The sequence below is a fragment of the Hahella sp. CCB-MM4 genome, from assembly GCF_002260525.1.
In the GTDB taxonomy this organism is placed as follows: domain Bacteria; phylum Pseudomonadota; class Gammaproteobacteria; order Pseudomonadales; family Oleiphilaceae; genus Hahella.
The window spans coordinates 1-506 of the sequence record NZ_MRYI01000077.1; the positions used below are offsets into that span (position 1 = coordinate 1).

A 506-nucleotide genomic window follows, 5' to 3' on the forward strand; every position below is an offset into this window, starting at 1 on the left:
GCATTAAACAGGAAGAAGGCAGCGATCACGGAAACTTGACTCGGGGAAAGCACGAACTGCGGAACGAACTCGGGAAAGAATATATACTGGATTGAAATTGCGGCCAAGAACGATGCCGCTGAAACAAAGAGGGATGATTTCAGGAATCTCCACCCAACAATATTGCCGGAAAAGTACCTGTCAAAAACAATGGCCTCCGATAGCCCAAGAATCTCCTTGTAGCCGTCGAACCAAGTTCCTTTTGACCGAGGGAGAGTGAGGTATTCTTCTATTCGCTCCCTAATGTGCGAAGTTATGAAGATTCGATCAAGAGCAATGCCAAACCCTGTTATGGTCCCCAGGATCGCAATCACCTGAAATAGAATGGATTCAGTCAACTCTGTCATTGCAAACTAGTCCTGCGAAACAAAAGGTAAGCCCGAAATTGCCTCACCCCTCAATTATGCCCTCGTGTGCTATTGGGGCGCATACTAATCGGCGCGTCCAAGTAGGGATACGACTAGTCT

Annotated in this window: 1 protein-coding gene; it reads right to left on the minus strand. The window is 47.4% G+C overall.

The features are described from left to right. On the minus strand, positions 1 to 386 hold a 386-nt coding region (locus BTA51_RS28965; protein ID WP_210404955.1), incomplete at its 3' end, for a hypothetical protein. Between the last annotated feature and the right edge of the window lie 120 nt (positions 387 to 506).